20 protein-coding genes are annotated in these 17,630 nt (G+C 45.0%); 8 read left to right on the top strand and 12 right to left on the bottom strand.

Annotated features, from left to right (window positions below; genetic code table 11):
- Positions 1 to 269: 269 nt before the first annotated feature.
- Entirely contained in the window at positions 270 to 1,019 is a 750-nt protein-coding gene (locus tag K6T22_RS07285) for a collagenase (protein WP_238239713.1), read from the bottom strand.
- Between the two features lie 98 nt (positions 1,020 to 1,117).
- Positions 1,118 to 2,035, bottom strand: coding sequence for an NAD(P)-dependent alcohol dehydrogenase (locus tag K6T22_RS07280; protein ID WP_238239712.1), 918 nt, complete (start codon positions 2,033 to 2,035; stop codon positions 1,118 to 1,120).
- Positions 2,036 to 2,224: 189 nt separating this feature from the next.
- Between K6T22_RS07280 and K6T22_RS07275 the strand changes: the two genes are divergently transcribed.
- Together K6T22_RS07275 and K6T22_RS07270 are read left to right on the top strand one after the other, a co-directional pair.
- Positions 2,225 to 2,524 carry a hypothetical protein gene (locus K6T22_RS07275; protein ID WP_238239711.1) on the top strand — a complete coding sequence of 100 codons (300 nt, stop codon included), beginning with the start codon at positions 2,225 to 2,227 and terminating at the stop codon, positions 2,522 to 2,524.
- A 204-nt stretch (positions 2,525 to 2,728) separates the two neighbouring features.
- The gene (locus tag K6T22_RS07270) at positions 2,729 to 3,454 is read left to right on the top strand and encodes a hypothetical protein (protein ID WP_238239710.1); all 726 of its coding nucleotides are present in this window, start codon (positions 2,729 to 2,731) and stop codon (positions 3,452 to 3,454) included.
- A gap of 715 nt (positions 3,455 to 4,169) precedes the next feature.
- Here K6T22_RS07270 and K6T22_RS07260 read toward each other — a convergent pair.
- Positions 4,170 to 4,499 (bottom strand): winged helix-turn-helix transcriptional regulator, encoded by a 330-nt coding sequence (locus tag K6T22_RS07260; protein ID WP_023468096.1) that lies wholly within the window; start codon positions 4,497 to 4,499, stop codon positions 4,170 to 4,172.
- 311 nt (positions 4,500 to 4,810) lie between these two features.
- On the opposite strand from K6T22_RS07260, the gene K6T22_RS07255 reads away from it, so the two are divergent.
- The 3 genes from K6T22_RS07255 (at position 4,811) to K6T22_RS07245 (ending at position 8,109) form a co-directional block, all read left to right on the top strand.
- Positions 4,811 to 6,013, top strand: a complete 1,203-nt coding sequence (locus K6T22_RS07255) for an MFS transporter (RefSeq protein ID WP_238239709.1) — start codon at positions 4,811 to 4,813, stop codon at positions 6,011 to 6,013.
- 11 nt (positions 6,014 to 6,024) lie between these two features.
- Positions 6,025 to 6,975: a TIGR03571 family LLM class oxidoreductase gene (locus K6T22_RS07250; protein ID WP_238239708.1), complete on the top strand. Its 951-nt coding sequence runs from the start codon at positions 6,025 to 6,027 to the stop codon at positions 6,973 to 6,975.
- 228 nt (positions 6,976 to 7,203) lie between these two features.
- Positions 7,204 to 8,109 carry a TerC family protein gene (locus K6T22_RS07245; protein ID WP_214804804.1) on the top strand — a complete coding sequence of 302 codons (906 nt, stop codon included), beginning with the start codon at positions 7,204 to 7,206 and terminating at the stop codon, positions 8,107 to 8,109.
- A gap of 51 nt (positions 8,110 to 8,160) precedes the next feature.
- On the opposite strand, the gene K6T22_RS07240 is transcribed toward K6T22_RS07245, so the two are convergent.
- From K6T22_RS07240 to K6T22_RS07210, 7 genes are all read right to left on the bottom strand, one after another.
- Entirely contained in the window at positions 8,161 to 8,799 is a 639-nt protein-coding gene (locus K6T22_RS07240) for an ATP-binding cassette domain-containing protein (protein ID WP_238239706.1), read from the bottom strand.
- Positions 8,800 to 8,811: 12 nt separating this feature from the next.
- On the bottom strand, positions 8,812 to 10,293 hold the full coding sequence (locus K6T22_RS07235) for a hypothetical protein (RefSeq protein ID WP_238239705.1): 1,482 nt from the start codon (positions 10,291 to 10,293) through the stop codon (positions 8,812 to 8,814).
- Positions 10,290 to 11,075, bottom strand: coding sequence for an ABC transporter permease (locus tag K6T22_RS07230; protein ID WP_238239704.1), 786 nt, complete (start codon positions 11,073 to 11,075; stop codon positions 10,290 to 10,292). Before K6T22_RS07230 ends, K6T22_RS07235 begins: the two co-directional genes overlap by 4 nt.
- Positions 11,076 to 11,086: 11 nt before the next feature.
- Positions 11,087 to 11,803 (bottom strand): hypothetical protein, encoded by a 717-nt coding sequence (locus tag K6T22_RS07225; protein ID WP_238239703.1) that lies wholly within the window; start codon positions 11,801 to 11,803, stop codon positions 11,087 to 11,089.
- The gene (locus K6T22_RS07220; RefSeq protein ID WP_238239702.1) at positions 11,796 to 12,143 is read right to left on the bottom strand and encodes a PadR family transcriptional regulator; all 348 of its coding nucleotides are present in this window, start codon (positions 12,141 to 12,143) and stop codon (positions 11,796 to 11,798) included. The genes K6T22_RS07225 and K6T22_RS07220 overlap by 8 nt, the downstream gene beginning before the upstream one ends.
- A 145-nt stretch (positions 12,144 to 12,288) precedes the next feature.
- The gene (locus tag K6T22_RS07215) at positions 12,289 to 12,768 is read right to left on the bottom strand and encodes a DUF4825 domain-containing protein (RefSeq protein ID WP_238239701.1); all 480 of its coding nucleotides are present in this window, start codon (positions 12,766 to 12,768) and stop codon (positions 12,289 to 12,291) included.
- Positions 12,769 to 13,118: 350 nt separating this feature from the next.
- Complete coding sequence (locus K6T22_RS07210; protein ID WP_238239700.1) at positions 13,119 to 14,393, bottom strand: alkaline ceramidase; 1,275 nt, start codon at positions 14,391 to 14,393, stop codon at positions 13,119 to 13,121.
- Positions 14,394 to 14,475: 82 nt separating this feature from the next.
- Here K6T22_RS07210 and K6T22_RS07205 point away from each other — a divergent pair, with 82 nt between their 5' ends.
- A complete protein-coding gene (locus K6T22_RS07205; RefSeq protein ID WP_238240058.1) occupies positions 14,476 to 14,721 on the top strand; it encodes a hypothetical protein in 246 nt (81 codons plus the stop codon).
- A gap of 3 nt (positions 14,722 to 14,724) precedes the next feature.
- Here K6T22_RS07205 and K6T22_RS07200 read toward each other — a convergent pair whose 3' ends face one another.
- Both K6T22_RS07200 and K6T22_RS07195 read right to left on the bottom strand, forming a co-directional pair.
- A complete protein-coding gene (locus K6T22_RS07200; RefSeq protein ID WP_238239699.1) occupies positions 14,725 to 15,273 on the bottom strand; it encodes a TetR/AcrR family transcriptional regulator in 549 nt (182 codons plus the stop codon).
- An 82-nt stretch (positions 15,274 to 15,355) separates the two neighbouring features.
- Positions 15,356 to 16,195 carry a hypothetical protein gene (locus K6T22_RS07195; protein WP_238239698.1) on the bottom strand — a complete coding sequence of 280 codons (840 nt, stop codon included), beginning with the start codon at positions 16,193 to 16,195 and terminating at the stop codon, positions 15,356 to 15,358.
- 192 nt (positions 16,196 to 16,387) lie between these two features.
- On the opposite strand from K6T22_RS07195, the gene K6T22_RS07190 reads away from it, so the two are divergent.
- A complete protein-coding gene (locus K6T22_RS07190; RefSeq protein ID WP_238239697.1) occupies positions 16,388 to 16,699 on the top strand; it encodes a DUF2834 domain-containing protein in 312 nt (103 codons plus the stop codon).
- A gap of 128 nt (positions 16,700 to 16,827) precedes the next feature.
- The gene (locus K6T22_RS07185; protein WP_238239696.1) at positions 16,828 to 17,604 is read left to right on the top strand and encodes a phosphatidylserine decarboxylase; all 777 of its coding nucleotides are present in this window, start codon (positions 16,828 to 16,830) and stop codon (positions 17,602 to 17,604) included.
- Positions 17,605 to 17,630 lie beyond the last annotated feature (26 nt).

The following is a 17,630-nucleotide window of genomic DNA, read 5'->3' as shown; positions in this document are numbered from 1 at the left end:
ATAAGCCAGTAACAACAAATAGGAGATCATAAATAATGAAATGAGATGGATACCAACGAATAGCCATTTTAGTAAGCAATGCTTTGCTTTGTACCCTGTGTACACACCTACTAACGGAACAACAAACAGAAGTAGGAGATAGGCAGATCCAAACCCGCTTAGACTGATTCCGCTCTTCATCACAATAAATAAGAGACAAAAACAGATGAATGCAGCTAACGAAAGCATACTGTAACGACTCATAAGCCCTCCTCCACTACAAACAAAGCTTAGCGATTTACCGTTTGAAGACCAAAGTATTCCGATAGCGGCACTACCCGCCCCTGTTCATGCCAATTCCGATATGCTTCGAAAGCGCGTAATACATCACCGTCATATCGTTCCTCGATGAGATAGTGGATCGCGAGAAAACTCCGCCAATAGTCGAACATGATACTCGACAGACTACCGGCATATGAGGCACTACCAAATTGATCGATCGACCGATTTCCGTACTCTTCTTGAAAAAGCTCAACGAGTTCCGTCTCGATTGCTGTGATCTGCTTGAATGCTTCGTCCGACAACAGGTGCTTCCGGGGTAAATACTCACACATTCCCTCTTCGAACCAGATTCCGTCTTCCCGTTCATCATCAAACTCATCAACGAACAAATCTAAATGATGAGTCAGTTCATGACCAGCAATCGTCAAGACGTGATCTTCGGCGAGCGTCTCATAGAACTCTTGAATATGCGGTACGTCTTTCCCGTCGAGTTGCGACAAAAATAACGTCCGCCATTCTGAGACATCTGGTGATATGTAAATCAAATTCTTGTTCGTAAATGCTGGAATCGGAATATCTGAGAATATGGTCGTCGCGAGTTCCGCAGAAGTCCAGACGATTCCTTTCGGTACGTCAATCAGTTGATACTTCTCTCGTAAGATGGTTTGATACTCGTCCAATCTTGTGCGAAAGCGATCCGTGATCGCTTCATATTTGGCATAGTCCGTTTTTGTCTCAAACGCAAACAGTTGCTTCATGATTTCAATCATCTCCCATCTTTAAAAATATACGATTTTATTTTAACATATTTTGGATGTTCAATTAAAAAACCACCTGTATCAGGTGGTTGGATGGATCACTCATCTGTTACTGAAATGACAACATTCCCGAACTTTTGTCCGGAATCAACGTAGCGATGGGCTTCGACGATTTCATCAAGCGGATAGATGCGGTCAATCACTGGTTTAAACTGTCCTGCTTCAAACTGTTCATTCAAATAGTGTAAATCCTCTTTCCGTTCTTTTGCGACACCTTGCCCTGCGACGGATGTGAACGAACCGTTTTGTTTGACATGCCGTTTCGCCTGCGTCTTGTTGATCTTCCCGGATGCATCGAAAACGGCATCATATTTGAGCAACAAGCCGTCATAACCGTCCTTCGTATAATCGATGACGTGATCGGCACCGAGTTCTTTAACACGCTCCAGATTTCGTCCACTACAGACTGCCGTCACCTGAAGTCCTTTTGCTTTGGCGATTTGAACAGCAGCCGTTCCGACAGCACCCGACGCACCGTAAATCAAGATCGTCTTCATCTGATCGAGCTGGAGTTTCCGGAAAAAATGAAGTGACGTCGTACCACCGAACGGGAGACAAACGGCTTCCGCGTAAGAGGCATGCTGCGAGATTTTAGACAAGCAACGCTTCTCAGATACACAGGCGTATTCCGCGTATCCACCGAAGCCAAATCCGGTCAAAGCATGGACGCGGTCGCCGACTTTAAACTGTTTGACGTCCTGACCGACTTCGACGACTTCTCCGGCAAGAACGACGCCAAGAATTGGTTGTCGCGGTCGCTTGAAACCAACAGCCAAACGCATCGGAAGTTTTCCTAACGCTGGAACATCGAGCGATCGCATGCGCCGGTCTCCGGAATGGACGGCGGATGCATACACTTTGATCAACAGTTCGGATGATTTCGGAACCGGGCTCGGCACTTCTTTGATGTGCAAGACGTCCGGCGGTCCGTAGCGAGTACAGATGGCTGCTTTCATCGTAATTCCTCCTCTGATTGAGATGATGGTATTACCTTAATCATACGCCGATACTCCTCCGAATCCCTGTTAATCTAGAGAAAGAAAGATTTTTTTGATTCACATCAATCAGTTTCACAACTGGTAAAATTTATATAACAATCTGATTTTGATCAACCATACTTACTGACGAAAGTAGGTGCCTGATGCATGCCGACACGTCGTTGGCTTTTCGCTTTTATTCTATTCCTTTGTATGCCGCTTGGTGCCTGTACACACGAAAATGATGCTCGTGTCGTCGAACAGATTGTCGGTGACACGCTTTTCGTCGCTCCTAGTGAACAGCAACCGGACGAACAATACACATTGACCGAGATTCGCATCACGCCGGACACGATCGTGTATGGTGAAACGGATAACACGGCTGCCATTCAGATGGGTGATACGATTCAAGTGACGCTTGCAAAGGACTTGATTGTTGCGACTGAAATCCGTCGAACAAAAGACTAAGAAAGGGGGTTATCCACGATGCGAACCTTATTCGATAAGCAGCCAGGCACGAAATTGACTGGAAATATAAATCATATGCTTCTGCTTTCACTACGCATGATACAAAAAACAAATTAAAATACATTACTTAGATCACAGATAAATAAGTAAATTTATATATTTTTTAAACATAATTCGTTAATATTATTTAAAAAGGATGGTTATATGAATATTTCTTTAATTTTATCTGCGACTCCTGGAGCCGTTGCAATACCTGTTACAGTAACAAAGGAGACTATAGATTTTCTTAGATATATATGGATATTACCAGTAGTTATAGGTTTCATTACATTTATTCTAACAAATTGGTATAACAGTAGAAAAGATAATAAAGAGTATAGATTAGAACACAGAGCATTTATTACAAATACCTTTTCGACTTATAAAAATCCTTTTAAATTAAGAGAAAATGACTTAAATAAAATATTAATTGTTAAAAATAGTTCAACTAATACTCTAACGAAAACAACAGACGATAGAGTAGTATATTTGAGGTTAGAGAATACTACTAAAAACAGCGTTTTTTATGTTAATATCTTTTGTGATATTAACGGTGAAAAAAATACTTATTTCTTACAATCTTGGAATTCTGATGTAACTCTTCTTATTCCTTTGAAAATAAATGAGCAAAATGAAGAGAGTAAACAACGCTATTCTAATTTTCGAATAACATACAGCACTGTAGCAGAAGAAAAATTTATAACCAAAATCTCTCAAAAAATAAGCGAGAACGGTCAAAGAACATCAAACGTATCAGTTTATTTAATTAAATATAAGATAATCAGAAAAAAAATTTTTTCTAATCTAGTAAAGGGTAATAATTCCGAAAGAACTTCGACAATAACGAGACTTCATGTCCCCAAAAAAATTGATGATACAGAAAACGGATAAAGTTATATTAAGTTAGCTTTACTTAAAACTAGTTTTTAAGTAAATTTTTTTTACAAATCATTACTTTAATATTTCCTGAGTCGACAGTTTTAAACTTTAATATTACTACATAAAAAAGCAGAATGTAGACTGACCTAGCAATATGAGACTCATATAAAACACCTTGATTAGGCTGCCAGTACACCGTATTTTTTCGGTATCAGGTAGCCTAATTTTTCTTAGATTCGTTCTTCATTATAGTAATTTAAGTAATTAGTAACGCGTTCAGAGACCTAATGGTCTCTTAGTGAATTAAATTTGACGTACTAAAACTCCTCAGACTTTAAATTAGAGTGGAACGATTCGATAGCTGCGTTGTCCCAACAGTTTCCTCTACGAGACATGCTTCTTGTTAGGTGATTCTTCTTAACGAATTCTTGAAATGCGTATGACGTATGGCATCCGTTGAGCTGAAATGATCGAAGATTGGCTACAGGAAGGTTCTATGATGAGAAAGTAATAGCGAACGACCTTAGAGAAATGCGGTATCATCTCTTACAGTCCAAGACTTAAAAAGTCAACAATAAGCCACATTGGCCTCAACTTCTTTGATGGTTTGTCGTATAGAAAAATTACCGAATACATATTGGAGAAGCACAATCTTTCTTAATTAAGCAAAAAAGTTCACTTTGTTTTCAGTCTGAAGTGAGCCTCAGGTGAGACTCACTTTTGTTCGTTATGACGAGACGACCTCTCCACCCGTCAAATCAATATGTCCTTCGCCCCACGCACACATCGCGTCAAGAATCGGCTTCAATGACCAGCCGTATTCCGATAACGAGTAGACGACTTTCGGTGGGACTTGTTCAAAGACGGTCCGAATGATGACGCCGTCTTCTTCTAACTCCCGCAATTGTTGCGTCAGCATCTTTTGCGTAATCGTCGGCATCAGCTTGCGGAGCTCACTCGTCCGGCGCTCGCCTTTAATCAAATGACACATGATGACGACCTTCCACTTTCCACCGATGACTTCAAGTGTCGCTTCGACTGGGATATTGTACGGCATGTTCGATCCTTCCTTTCGTGATTCCGTTGAGGGCATAGGTACTTTTTGGTGCCTATCGTACTTGAAAGTGCGTACTTCCCAAGCGGATTGACTGGCTATATGATAGCAATTGTCAACGGAAAGTACAACCTCCTTTTAGACATTGTGTCTTGAAGAAGGGGTAGGGTACTTTTAAGTGCCTATCGCACTTTAAAGTACGTACTTCCCGAAAGAAAGAACCCCCGTTATGCTGGGGTCATGTCAATCGGATCACGTTCGGTCGGGCCCACCAGACACGATCCCTACCGAAATCATTTTTAGGAGGAATCCCCATGAATCAACTAAACCCCCAGGTCCGGGAGGAACAGGTCCCAAGAAACGGCGGACTTGCCTTACTTGCCTTAGCAATCAGTGCCTTTGGGATCGGTACGACGGAGTTCGTTCCCGTCGGATTGCTCGCAGCAATCGCTGGTGACTTAAATATCGGTATTACACTCGCTGGTCTCATCATCTCTGGTTACGCGATCGGCGTTGCCGTCGGTGCGCCCCTGTTGACGGCACTGACGAATCGGATGAATCGGAAAACATTACTGATGGCATTAATGGTCGTCTTCATCGCCGGTAACCTTGTTTCTGCGATTTCACCGACGTTTGAATTATTAATCGTCGCCCGCTTCATCACGGCTTTCTCACATGGTGTCTTCTTCTCGATTGGTGCGACGATTGCCGTCCAGCTCGTACCCGAGCATAAAAAAGCGAGTGCTATTGCCTTGATGTTCACCGGTCTGACGGTCGCGACCGTCACAGGTGTCCCGCTCGGAACATTCATCGGTCAATCATTCGGCTGGCGCGCAACGTTCTTTGCTGTCGCCGCACTCGGAATCATCGCGATCATCGCAAGCTTCTTCTTGATTCCTAAAGACTTGAAACAATCACCACCTGCTAAGTTCTCTGACATGTTCAAACTGTTGACGAACGGACGTTTGATGCTCGGTTTCTTGATCACTGCCCTCGGTTATGGTGGGACGTTCGTCGCGTTTACGTACTTGACACCAATCATGCAGGACGTCACGAAAATCAGCCCAAGCTTGATCAGTATCATTCTACTCGTCTACGGAATCGCTGTTGCGATTGGGAACACGGTCGGCGGAAAACTCGCGAACGGTAACCCGATCAAAGCGTTGTTCTATATGTTCATTCTCCATGCGGTTGTCATGATCGCCTTGTCGTTCATGATTCCGTTTAAGGTCGCGGGCATCATCGGTATCATCTTGATGGGACTTCTCGCCTTTATGAACGTCCCTGGACTCCAGCTCTATATCGTCCAGTTGGCTGAAAAATATGTCCCGGCAGCAGTCGATGTCGCCTCTGCCTTGAATATCGCAGCCTTCAACATCGGAATCGCACTCGGAGCAACAATCGGTGGTCTCGTCGCCGATACGATCGGTCTCGTCCACACGCCATGGGTCGGCGGCATCATGGTCATTCTTGCCGTCATCTTGACAGGTGTCTCACGTCGTCTTGAGCGGCAGTAAGGAGGGTTTCTATGTTCAACGATCACACAAGTTATCAGCGGATGTACCGCGAGGGCGAGCTTACGCTCGGTCTCCACGTCCCGCTTGAGAATTTCAAGATGCGAACACCAACGCTCGATAAACAAGTCGAACTCGCGCAAAAAGCAGAGGACTATGGCTTTACGACACTTTGGTTACGTGACGTCCTACTGAAGGATCCTTATTTCCTCGATCCTGCTGTCGGACAGATTCACGACATGCTGATTTACGGTACGCATCTTCTTAGTCAGACGAAGCAGATCGCACTCGGAACATCAGCCCTTGTCTTGCCGCTTCGCCATCCGCTACGCTCCGCGAAGGAAGTTGCGACGATTAATGCGCTGTTCCCAGAACGTTTGATTCTCGGCGTCTCGTCCGGTGACCGGCAAGCCGATTTTCATGGACTTGGTATCGATCATCCAAGTCGTGGCGCTCAGTTCAAGGAAGCACTCCAGGTGATGGAACAAGCCTTATATGAAGATTATCCGCAAATCGATTCGACGTATGGAGAAGTCAGTGGTGCGACGCTCGTCCCACGACCAAAAAAGAGAATCCCGACGATGATCACTGGTTTTGCGCAGCAAAACATGGACTGGCTCGCGAAAAACGGTGACGGTTGGATGTATTATCCACAAGGTCCGTTCGAACAAGCGCGTGCCATCGAACAATGGCGTGCTGCCAGTCAAGAAGCCGGTAACACAACGTTCCGCCCGTTTTCGATGCCGATGCATCTCGACCTGTCCGCAGATCCGGATGAAGAAGCGACACCAATTCGACTCGGTTTCCGAATCGGTCGTAATCGATTGATTGAGTTGCTCGCATTGTACCGTGAGCTTGGCGTCAACCATCTGTTCTTCGCTTTGTTCGATGGTGAACGCTCAGCGGAAGACGTGATTGACGAACTCGGAACGTATGTCGTTCCACACTTCCCTCCGTTATCATAAAGCCTTAACAATCACCTTTAATCGAAAGTAAAAATCATGAAACCCAGTCTCCCTTTGGAACTGGGTTTCATGTCGTTTAATCGCACACTGAATCGAGTACATTTAGCCATTTTCGGGGATTGTTTTTTAATCAATTGCACATTCCGAACATTTACCACTTTACTTTTGAGTTCTCATGACCTTATAATAAATTCAAGATAACAATTACCTTTAAAGGAGGAAGCGCTGTTGACACTACTCATTGCTTTTCTAGCCATCGTTTTCATCATGCTTGCCCTTGACCTTGGAGTCTTCCATCGTAAGGCACATGAAGTTTCGCTTCGGGAGGCCTGGACGTGGACGTTCGTCTGGATCGCGATTGCGATCGCCTTCGGCGGCTGGCTCTACTTCGATCAAGGTAGCTCCGCTGCGATTGAATACACGAGCGTTTACTTCATCGAGAAGGCTCTCGCGATCGATAACGTTTTCGTCTTCTCACTCGTCTTCGCGTACTTCGCGATTCCATTGAAGTACCAGCACAAAGTTTTATTCTGGGGTATTCTCGGTGCAATCTTCTTCCGCGTCATCTTCATCGTCGCTGGTGTTTCGTTGCTTGAGAACTTCGCTTGGGTGTACTACATCTTCGGAGCGTTCCTCGTCTACACTGGTTGGATGATGTACAAGAACATCGGTCAAGAGACGTCACTCGAAGAGAACAAAACGATTCGTTGGTTAGAGAAACGTTTACCGATCACGCAAGACATCTCGTCTGGTAAGTTCGCAAAACGAATTGATGGGAAACTGTTCTTCACGCCACTCTTGATCGCGCTCGTCTTCATCGAGATCTCAGATATCGTCTTCGCCGTCGACTCGGTCGCAGCAAGCTTCGCGTACTCGCGTGACCCGTTCATCATCTTCTATGCGAACATCATGGCAATCCTTGGACTCCGTAGTCTCTACTTCGTCCTTGCGAACTTGATTGATCGCTTCTACTACTTGAAACACGGTCTTAGCTTCATGCTCGTCTTTATCGGAGCGAAGATGATCTTCAGTGACGTCTACAAAATGCCGATCTGGATGTCACTCGGTACGATCGTCCTCGTCATCCTGATCAGCGTCTTCTACAGCTTCTACAAGACGAAGCCAGGAAAATAATCAATCGTAATGCAACAGGGAGTGGATCCGTTGATCCACTCCCTGTTTGTGTTAGCCGACCTGTTCGAGCCGACCTTGATTGATCCGGTAGACAGAGTCACAAAGTGCGTCGATGTCCTGTTGATTGTGACTCGTCAAGACGATCGTCTTGCCTTCTGCTTTGAACGACAACAATAGTTCCCGCAGACGCAGTACACTGTCGTGATCGAGCGCATTGAATGCTTCGTCCAAAATCAAGATGTCTTGCTGTTCCATAATCGCTTGCGCAATCGCGAGCTTTTGTTTCATTCCGAGCGAATACTGTTTGACCTTCTGCCGATTTCCAGGCTGTAAGCCGACGGTCCGCATTGCTTGTTCGATGTCGGCATCTGTGATTACTTTCCGAATCGCCGCTAGTTGCTTCAAGTTCTCAAATCCAGATTTATGCGCGATATAGCCTGGTCGATCAATGATGACACCGACGTTTTCCGGAAAGCGTCGTGCCGGACCGAGCTGTTCATTCCGGACGGTGATCGTTCCCGCGTCTGGATGGATGAAACCGCAAATCATCTTGAATAAGACTGATTTTCCTGAACCGTTCGGTCCCGTGATGCCGACGATGTCTCCTTTTTGAATCGTCAAATCAACTTCTTCGAATAGCGGATTGCCTTGATACCCTTTCGTGACCTGCTCAAGCTTAATCATTTCCATGATACGTCCTCCTTATATCCGAATGCTTTTTTGAAACAGAACATATAACCAAACAAGTGAAAGTCCCAGATAGATCAACAAGATAATCAAAAGATGTGTCAGACTAAACGACTGCAGCTGGGCGAATCCATTTAATCCGGACGGAAAGATGCCATACCGATTGAAGTTCGGCAGTAAGAATACTGATAAGACGCCAAACAAACCGATCGTCGCGTATCCATCTGAAAATTGCCACAGTAAGATGAAGCTCAAGAGTGAATAGAGCATCAGTTGGAGCATCGAGATACCAATCAGTTGCAAAAGCAATTGGAGCGGTGAAATCGATAAGAGGCTGGTCGTCAGCGACAGCGATAGTCCTTTAATCGTCCCGACACCAAGCGTTCCGATGAAGAGTAACGCCAGTGCAAGTAGATAAAAGCGCCCTTCTTTAACGAAGACATGAAGCGCCCATTTCTCTAGTCGTTGATAACGCATCCACGTGAAGGGTCCGATTGCTGTCATTTGATCCTGCAGACGCAATTGACTTAAGTAAGCGAGTCCGAAGAACAGAATCAGATGTGACAAGAGTTGCAGAAACGAACTGTCCTCTGCACTGACACCGTAAAATACGACGACGAAGAGATCACCGATTGTTTGCAGATCAATGGACGCCCGGCTGCTACTCAGTAAGATGTATAGACTCGCAAGCATCGCATAAATTACATACGGGATGAACTCTTTTTGTGAAGAAAGTAGCTGACGAAACGAGCGAATCCATTGCGCCAGTAAATAGATCAGCATAATCACGAGACTGAGAATGACGAGAGCGATCCAGGGGGGCATGCTATTAGATACAGCCCCGACCGAGAAATACATGGCGGGTGAAAAGAACTCACCTACTCCAAACGATAATTTGAAACAGAAAATACACCACAGCATGACTCCCGCCGCCTGCAGCAGCAAGCCATTTCGCTTTTCGTGTAATAAAAATGCGAGACACATGAATCCATGTAAGGCAATGCTTGCGAGCAACCAAAGAAGCGGTTGTAAGAAAAACACTGTCAGTGGTGAAGCGAATGTCGCAATAAGATAATGGATGATGTTTCCACTAGTCGCTAGTTGACTGTATGCACTCCACTTGAGCGTAAACGGTTGATCAACGGCACAAAGAAGACTCAACAGCAAGACGAATCCGAGTAGCGGCAGGATCGCGCGAAAATACAGTTTTACCGAATAATATAGCCAGTTCCGAAATGAGCCGACCCGAATCAAGATCGTCGGTTCATACTGCTGTTCAATCGTTCGAAATGAGAGGAACAACAATAAAGGCATCAGGAAAAAGAGTATTAGGTACATATCATTTTGAATCGCAAACGTGATATCCCACGCGTTGACGTTTCTGCCGAACTCCTGCGCCTTGGTCAGTACTTCCTGGCGTCTATACCAACCGACGTAGCTGATCACGAGGATGAATAAACTTTTTAATAAAATCGAGATGCTTCGTTTTCTCATCATGATGTAAAGATCCACTCCGGTTTCGGTCGAATCAACGTCAAGTACAGTATTACGTTAACGATAGTCAAGACAGTAAACGGTACGAATACCGTCCAAAGCGGCTGTTCCGTGATGTTAAACGGAAAGACCGTACTGATGGGTGAGAATTGTGGTGCTTGCATGATACCCGAGACGAAATTAAAGATATGATAAGCAACGAACGGTAACGACATCGCGAGATAGACTTGTTCGAGTGCTAAGATCAGCAGGTAAGCAAGTGTTGCGTATAACGCTCCGTTTAAAGCGATCCAAGCAGAATAAATAACGGCATAGAGTAACGGATGGATGTCTGCTAAGAACGAAAATGCATTTGAGGTCTCATATGTCTTCTCGCTAAGAGACCAATAATCTACGAAAGCGAAGATGGGTTCGACGTAATGAATGAAAAGGAACGTAACGATCGTCATCAAAAAAAGGATGAGTCCTGTCAGTAGCGCATTGACGATTCCGACAGCAAGCAAATAATCCTTCAGACTCGCACGCGTTCGTACATATGTAAGATAGTTATCCTTGTATTCCGCAATAAAGATTGGCAAGAAGATCAAGACGGCAAGTATCGGAAACAGCATCGGAATCGCCCCTGAAATCGTCTCCTGGAATACTTCTATCGATAAGAAGAACTGATAGCCCTCATAAATGAAACTGAATTGAAGAGCCGGTAACCCGAGAATGATCAGAAGATATAGCACGCATCGCTTCATCGAGAATGCTTGCGCCCACATGAGCTTGATTTGTTGCGACATCTAAACCCCTCCTATTTTCGTAATGACCAAAACCAATAACCGAGCACGTTAAAGACTATGACTGAGACGATGCTCAATAGATGTAAACGTCCTGCATGATAGAGCTTGATAACGCTCCAGATGATCGATGTCACGAGATAGACCGTTAATCCGATCAATGCAAGTACGACACCGAATTTCGTGACATCAAAGCTTTCCGTCGTCGTCAGGTGTTGTTCGTCAATCAGATAGATACCGTGCGAAGTGAACAACTCCGGTAACCAAATCGACCGGTGAACGGTGAAGTCGCGTGAGGACGTAGCATCTTGTCCAGAAATCGATAGTAATAACAAATTATCCTCTAAAATGTGCTCGTAGGATTCAATCGAGCGTTCGCTGTCATAAATGGCATTCGCATACGCGAGTGACTGTTGCTGGCTCAATATGATCGTGCCAATGAAAAACAACATCGTTACTGCGGCTACACTAATCCCGATCCGGAGTAACCACGAAGCGAACGTCCGCTCTTTTCGATAGACCCATGTCAGAATTTGATCGACGTGTTCCTTGTTCCCATAGCGGTACATGGCGAGTTTCGTCGCTTCTTCTTCCGAATGACCTTGAATCATCAAGTCCCGCACCGATTGCTCGAGGTGACTTCGCGTCTCTTCGATGACGTCGATGATTTCTGGATCCGTCGTATCCGCATCCTGATACAAGTCACGGACGAAATGATCAAGCTTATTCAAGCGCACCGTCCCCCTCTTCAAGAAACTTCGGGAGTAGTTGTTTGAGAAAACGCCATTCGAGACGTTTTTTTGCGAGGAGGAGCTTTCCTTCCGTCGTCAGCGCATAATATTTACGCCGTCCGCCGCCCGCTGCTTCATCACTCCAATAGGATGTGACGCAGCCTTTTTTCTCGAGTCGTTTCAGTGACAAATAGAGTGTCGCCTCTTTTAGTTCGAATTGCTCGTCTGACGTTTGCCGAATTGTCTTCGCGATTTCATACCCGTATCGGTCCTGTTCGTTCAGCAACGACAAAATGATCGTGTCGACGTGCCCCTTTAACAGTTCTTTGTCGATTTCCATCCCGTCCAACCCCTTCCTTATTTTGGATGTATTAGTACCTTAACGATAAACTGAATTACTCTGTAATGCAAAGTACTTTTTACAACTTATGGTAATGATTCAACAAAAAAAAGCACGCTCTTTTTCAAGAGCATGCCCGGTCGGTTCAGTTCAATAAGTCGTTTACTTTCTTTGAATCTTCGATAAAAGGCTTCGTGAAACTCTTCAGCGCTTTCTCATTATCATACGTCGTAAAGTCTTTTCCATACCAGTCGCGCAGCTGTTGTTTCGTGAAATGATACGAAGCATCTTCGATCGTTACATTCACTTGATCGACATTCGGAATCAGTGTGAAAAGTGCTGTTGCATTATAGATTGCCGTGCGATTACTTTTTTGTTCGACTTGTCCTTCTTCATAACCTGCATATCGTAAGGTCAATTGATAGGGCTTCTCTTTCGTCGCAAGTTCCATTTTCTTTAACTGATCGCCGTGTGGTAGTCGTTGGACGATGTCTCGTACGCTATTGTTGTCACCCAGATATGTTCCTTGTTGTTCAAATAAATCGGTTTGTGTCGCTGCTGTTCCACAACCACCGAGTATTAGCATGCCGCTTGCTAGAGCGAACGCGCCTATTGTCTTTTTCATGTTTATGTCTCCAATAATTTGACTTGTCCTCATCTTAATAAACGGATCAATCAAAGAAAAGTTTCAAAATAAAGGAAAATTTTATTCCTATCATAACTTTATCAACTCTTTTAATAAAAACCTCTAAAACAATAATCATTTTATTATATATTGTTAATTGCTATGTTACTCTATTACTATTCGATTGTTCGAAAATTTAGCTATACATATTCACGGAGGTCTTTGATGCTACAACTGTCTAAATTACTCATTATGCTTTTCTTATTTATCCTAATGACATGCGGATTTGTTTTCGCGTTATTCTGGTTCATCAAAAAAGTCAAATCGTAATCACAAAACAACCCGGTCTCTCAGATGAGAGAAACCGGGTTGTTGTTCGTTTCATACAGCTGTAAGATACGATCTACGATTTCATTCGCTGTTTCCGGTACAGGCGGCATCCAGAGTCCCGTCACCGGACCGTAGACAACAGGATTGATTGACACTTCGTAGCCACCATACGGATATTCTTCTGCTGTCGGTAAGTAGCCGATGTAACCGTTCGTATAGCCCCCGAAAAACGCGAGTTCTGTTTGACGAGTCTGTTGGATCTGTAATGCAGTCTCACAAAACGGCTCCATTGGGATACCGGAGAACGAACCTTCATTTAACTCGAATAACTGAATCTCAATCGGAATCGTAAATGACGTTCCTGATTTCTCTTGTACGTACGCCAACCAACGTGCTGCACTGACTCCCCATGTCTGTTCAGCGTAATCCGCCATGTCTTGTAATTGGTTCGTCGTTGGTAATTCTGTTAAGTGCATCGGGTGAATGATTGACTGAATCCGGTGGTACGTTAACGGTTGATACGACACGTCTGGAATCGTCGTTAAGACATGACCACTTAAAGCAAACGCCATCTTCTGTATGCTTGCTAGGTCACCGCGATATTTCGCATTGATGTTCCCCGTCGCCCCTTGGACGATTACAACGGGACAGCCGAGCGCCTGTTCAAGCAACGTTCGGGCGACACCGGGATAATCATTCGATAGAACGACGCTGTCTGATTTCAAGACGTTCGGATGCGCCGTACAAAAGACGAAAGCTCCAACAAAACGCAAATCGTCAGTCCGCCGTATTAATAATGTCCCGATCCGGTCGTCCGTCACGCCAAGTGGATCTGTTCCCATCACTGCTTGCCCGTCTCTCTTTTCCCGTCGGTTGACACCAAGTTTTCCCTTTGTGACACCCCAGCCGATCTCAACCGGTTGCATCGCTTCACGCGCTTTGACAGCTGTCGCAATCGCTTGTTGCGTCAAAATCGTTTTGTAAGCGACAATCAACGTCTCATCTCCTGCTGTCGCTGGTCCAGAATGCGTATGCGTATAGACAACTGTCACCTGTTCCTTAGATACGTTCAAACGATCGGCAATTCCTTCACGAATGACATCCGTATCAGCAACAAGCATTCCGATATTATCGATGCTGACGAAGATCGACGTCGTCTGCTCACTTTCGAAGATGCTCGCTGTGACATAGAGCGAATCGTGAACGGCTGCGACACCATTTTGCCGGTGATAACCAATGAACGATGCGCCGAGTGGCGGATTAATCAACTCTTTTTGAATTCCAAAACGGCTCATGACTGATTCTCCTTCTTGAACAATCGTATCCTTCTTCCATATACTAACATTAACTACATTAGAAGAGGATATGAAGATGTCGATTCGTTGGAAGGAAAAGATGCTTCAGTTCGAGACGTTACGTGAAGCCGAGGTCTGGGCAGACTCGATTGCGAATGAGATGCACGATCGTTCGATTACTGGTTATGGTACGCCAGACTTTAAGGTTGCTACGATCCTTGTCTTTTATTTAGCACAAGTTCCTGAATCTCGAGTTCATACTGCGATTGTTCCACTCGATGCAGAGATGTTCTATCAAGTCTGGATTGAAATCGAAGATAATTTATAAAATTTATGCTCTTTCGTATAGATCAATCATCGCTTCAACTGCCGCGTCCATCCGCTCCTCTAAACCAATCTTATTCAAGACGACGAGTCCTTCCGTGAAGACAAATAGTAACGCCGTTTGCTTAGCAACGTCTTCGTCTTCCGCTGGCACATATATCTGTTTGATCCAGTCGTCGAATGATTCTCCGATCATCCGCGTGATTGATGTATACGGCTCACCCTGACTCGTTGCGAGATGGGTGATCTCGAACCAGAGATTCAAATATGGTTTAATCCGCGGCTCATCAATTGCTTGTCGTAAGAAACGGACGAATGCCGTGAACTCAAGCTTAAGATTCGGTTGTTGCAACAGTTCGATCAGCTCTTGGCTGATCGCGGTCAACACGGCTGTCTCGATGTCCTGTTTATCCTTGAAGTAATGCATCAGCATCCGGTCACTCGTTCCGGCAGCGGTCGCCATCTTCTTCAGACTCATCTCCTTGATGCTTGATGCTAACGTCGCTTGCGCGATGTGATGCGTATAATCTTGTCGTTTTTGTTCAAACTTGTCCACTTTCGATCGACTCCTTCCCTTCCCATCATACTCGTTTTTTCCGAGACGGACACTACGCAAAAAAGCATCCGCGAAGGATGCTTCATTTTAAAAATCGACTACTTATCTTCTTAAAGCTGAGATCCAGTCGGACGTTCTCGTCTTTCGTCAGCTGTTTCGCGTCTTCAAAAACAACTGAAGCTTCGTCGAATTTGTTTTCATAAATCAAAATCGTCACTTTCCCACGTTCCGGTCCGACGCGTTCACTTGACTTCTCCCGCTCTCGTAACATTGCCTCTGCTGCTCGATCCAAGCGCTCGATCCGGTCTTGCTTACTGATTTTTTTCTTCATCAGTTTTCGTTCGAGTTCCTGTACGTAAGGAAGTGATTTAATCAACGTCAATGCTGGATCAAGGGGTCCATATTGGGCGACGAACGCTTGCATCTGCTGTCGCTCGTACTCCATGACCTCTTGATACAATGGTTTGCTTTCCTTCGCTAGTGCCTGCTCGACTTTGACCAGTCGTTTGACTTCCGTTTTCATCGCAGTCATTCGTTTGTCGAACGCTTTTTTCTCAGACGATGTATCGACTGCTTTTAGATCGACACGCATCGCTCTGATTTTTCTTGATTCCTTAACTTGATCTGAATCGTATTTTTCCGCTTTCGGATTATACTGTTCCACCGCAGTCCGATACGTTTCGTTTTGATAATAAGAAGGAATTTTGATTTGGGGTTTGGAGCTAAGATCCGATAAGATGTTGCCGTACTTCGTGATGACCTTCAATTGGTCAGCACGATATTTTTTATAATCGAACGCTTTTTTCGCCTGAACCACTTTTGCTTCGACATGACTGCTTCCACTTCCGATACTCACTCCACTCATCAATACTGCTACAGCCGCACTAATGGCGAAAATCGTTCGCAATCGCTTTCCATTCATCTTTTTGTTCCTTCCTTTCTCGCTATGCTACGCCTCTTTTTCCGTATTATACCAAATTGATAGTCGTCACTATTCATCCTTTAATGATTCATGGGAATACATTCACTTCTATATCCTCGATTGACGTTTCATTGTAGTACATGCTACATTTAATTGTAGTAATCACTACATTAACTAAGGAGGACTATTCATATGAATGATTCAAATGCTTCGTTCGTAGACGTTATTCCCAAACCGTTAATTGCACTCCTCACGATCGCCTTCGCAATTTTAACTGCTTTTTCGATTCTTGACTTTGGTGTGCTCGGCATCTTCGTTGAAGCGACAAAAAACACAGCGACACTTCAAATCTTCATTGACCTCATTCTCTGTGCTCTCTTCATCATCGTTTGGCTTCGCCACGATACACGTCGCATAGGGCGAAGCTTTCCGCTTTGGGCGATTATCACGCTTGCGATTGGTGCATTTGGTCCATTGTTGTATTTATTAACGAGAAAATCATGATCCTCCCACAAGTGCTGCGTCTTCAGTACGTGTTTTTCTTAAGGCAAACTTAAGAAAACAACTACGTCCATCATAAGAACTCGACCGTATCATGAGGAGTAGATTAACGCATAAAGGAGTTTGACCTCATGAAGAAAGCCATCTTTGATACAATCGTTCACTTAAACGCTAGACCAGCAGTCGCCAATACCTTGAAACGGTTTGCGATGAGTCGCTTCAGTAAACCATTAATCCGACCATTCATTCGCACCTATCAGATTCAGACGGATCAAGCGCTTAAGCCCGTCGATTCGTTTAATTCTTTACACGATTGTTTCGTACGCGAGTTACGTCCCGGGATGCGACCGATCGCATCAGCACCAGATGCCTTTGTCAGTCCGAGCGACGCTGTGCTCTCAATCGTTCCGGCGTTAACGGAAGATAGTCGTTTTACAATCAAAGGACAGGACTATACCGTTGCCGAATTGATTGGTTCGACCGAGCGCGCGCAGGATTATGCGAACGGTGTTGCCTTGATCTTCTATCTCAGCCCAACCGATTATCATCGTGTGCACTCCCCGATCACAGGCAAAATCACGAATAGTTATACGCTCGGACGAGAATCGGCACCCGTTAATGACATGGGGCTACGGTTCAGCAAACGTCCATTGACGCGGAATTATCGTCGCGTCATGCGCTTGCAAGTCGACCATCGCTCGATCGAACATGTCATGGTCGGCGCACTGAACGTCAATACGATCGTTCAGACACACCAAGGACGTCTGCTGGAACGTGGAGCAGAGTTCGGCTACTTCTCGTTCGGCTCGACCGTCATCCTCGTCTTGCCACCAGACACTGTTGAACTCGCACCAGGCATCGAGCGCAGCGTGCAGATGGGCGAACAAATCGGACGCTGGATCCCGTAAAAATGGATTCCCTTTTTCTTAAGATT

It is taken from the genome of Exiguobacterium acetylicum (genome assembly GCF_022170825.1).
In the GTDB taxonomy this organism is placed as follows: domain Bacteria; phylum Bacillota; class Bacilli; order Exiguobacteriales; family Exiguobacteriaceae; genus Exiguobacterium_A; species Exiguobacterium_A acetylicum_B.
Note: the sequence above shows the minus strand (reverse complement) of the source record. Positions and strands in the feature narration are given on the sequence as shown.